3 protein-coding genes are annotated in these 2,005 nt (G+C 59.9%); 1 reads left to right on the top strand and 2 read right to left on the bottom strand.

The annotated features are described in order from the left end of the window. Both WBB95_RS22870 and WBB95_RS22865 read right to left on the bottom strand, forming a co-directional pair. Window positions 1-560, bottom strand: a 560-nt coding sequence (locus tag WBB95_RS22870) for an LLM class flavin-dependent oxidoreductase (protein WP_424489635.1), incomplete at its 3' end; no start/stop codon positions are given. Between the two features lie 14 nt (window positions 561-574). Then, window positions 575-1,549, bottom strand: a complete 975-nt coding sequence (locus WBB95_RS22865) for an ABC transporter substrate-binding protein (RefSeq protein ID WP_424489634.1) — start codon at window positions 1,547-1,549, stop codon at window positions 575-577. On the opposite strand from WBB95_RS22865, the gene WBB95_RS22860 reads away from it, so the two are divergent. Continuing rightward, window positions 1,536-1,769 carry a hypothetical protein gene (locus WBB95_RS22860; protein ID WP_424489633.1) on the top strand — a complete coding sequence of 78 codons (234 nt, stop codon included), beginning with the start codon at window positions 1,536-1,538 and terminating at the stop codon, window positions 1,767-1,769. The genes WBB95_RS22865 and WBB95_RS22860 overlap by 14 nt on opposite strands. The last annotated feature ends 236 nt before the right edge of the window (window positions 1,770-2,005 follow it).

Here is a 2,005-nt window from a genome sequence, read left to right as displayed (position 1 = left end):
GTAAAAAACTCGCCGCTTTGCTTGTTGTAGGCAAAGGCATCGTCTTCCCAGGAATCCCACAGGCCCTTGACCACATTGAGGTGTTCCTTGGCGATGCGGTAGCGCACGGCATGTGGCGGATGTTCGGCCTTGCCGAAATTATCGGCGGTGCCGCTGAGCCACGAGGTGACCACGTTCCAGCCGGCGCGGCCGCCGCTGATATGGTCCAGGGAGGCGAACTGGCGTGCAACCTGATAGGGCTCGGTGTAGCTGACCGTGACGGTGGCGACCAGGCCAATGTGGGTGGTCAATGCCGCGAGGGCCGAAAGAATCGTCAGCGGCTCGAAACGGTTGAGGTAGTGCGGGCTGGATTTAGCATGGATGTGCAGGCTGTCGGCGATGAACACGAAATCGAACTTGGCGGCTTCGGCCAGTTCAGTCTGCTGCTTGTAGAAGCCGAAATTTGTACTGGCGTTGGGTTGCGCCTGCGGGTGGCGCCATTCGCCCCAGCCGTGGCCGACACCGTGGACCATGGCGCCGAGTTTTAAATGGCGTGGCTTCAATTGACCTGGCTTGCTCATGTTCTGCTCCTTGCTTAACGCGATGCTTGGGAAAGGGGGACACGCTTGGCGTTGAAACTCTTGTCGAAGCCCTGCGACACGTCGATGTGCTTGGTGATCAGGCCTTCTTTTTGATAGGTGTCGGCGGTGGCTTGCAGGCCGCTGATTACGCTGTCGTCGATGACGACCGGGCTCAGGTGCGTGTCTTTGGCCACTTCGATGTGCACGGCCAGCGGCAGGCCGGTGATCTTGGCCTGGGCGGCGGCGTATTCAGCGGGGTGCACGTTGGCCCAGGCGTAAGCGCGGTCGACGCGCGCGACAAAGTCATCGAGTTGCACGCGCTTGTCGGCGATCGCTTGGGTGGTGGCGGCGAAGTACAGGTGGTTGCTCAGCAGCGTGTTGCCGCTGATCAGCACACGCGCCTGGCTTTGCGAGGTGACCACGGTGGTGTACGGGTCCCAGGTGGCCCAGGCATCGACGGTGCCGTTATCCAGCACCAGGCGTGATTCGCTGGGCAGCAGGAACACAAACTCCACGTCTTTGGTGGTCAGGCCGGCGCTGGCCAGGGCCTTGATCGCCAGGTAATGGCCGATGGAGCCGCGCCCGGTGACGATCTTCTTGCCCTTGAGGTCGGCCACCGTCTTGATCGGCGAGTCCTTGGGCACCAGCAAGGCGGTGGTGTTGCGGCCTTCGGCGTGAATGATGCTGACCACCTTGAGCGCCGCACCGGCGCCGAGGGCGAACACATACGGCGCGTCACCGAGGGCGCCCACGTCCACGGCACCGGCGTTCAAGGCTTCGCCCAATGGCGAAGCGGATGGGAACTCCGACCACTGAATATCGTAGGGCACATTTTTGGTTTCGCCGGAGACTTCCAGCAGCGCCTTGATCGTCGATTTCTGGTTGGCCACTCGCAGCGGTTGCAGGTCGGCGGCGTGGGCGGCGGTGATCAGGCCGAGGGCCAGGGCAGCGCCCAGAAGCAGGTGCTTGAAGGGGATGGCAAAAACCATGGGATGCAGGCTCCAGGCGAATCGAATAAGAGGTTGGCTACCTCCGCCTGGAGAAGGGGTCGGTGTATGGGTTCACGTTATTCCCATAAAAACCGGCTGTGAAGTTCTTTTTGGTTATATGTTAATTATTAAAATAATTGATTATGCGGTGATGGATTATTCGGTAATTGCATTTGGTGGTGCACTGCGCGCGACGGCGAAGAGGCTGCCAGCACCCTGAATGGCATGCCTGTAGGAGTGGCACTCTATGTGGCCGTAACTGCGGTAACCGATACCCACAGCTTAAACAGCGGGAACCCAACCCTACCTTCCACCACTCACCTCAAAGCCGTTCGCATCGCCACCCAGGAGCCTGACCCATGCAAAGCCGTTTGAAGCAAATCCTGCAGCCGGTTTTCCAGCTGATGAAAATCGATGCCAGTGGCCTTGAGGAAAGCCCTGAATATGTCATGACCC

This window comes from Pseudomonas sp., from assembly GCF_049645325.1.
Lineage (GTDB): Bacteria > Pseudomonadota > Gammaproteobacteria > Pseudomonadales > Pseudomonadaceae > Aquipseudomonas.
This window is presented reverse-complemented; position numbering and strand designations above follow the sequence as displayed.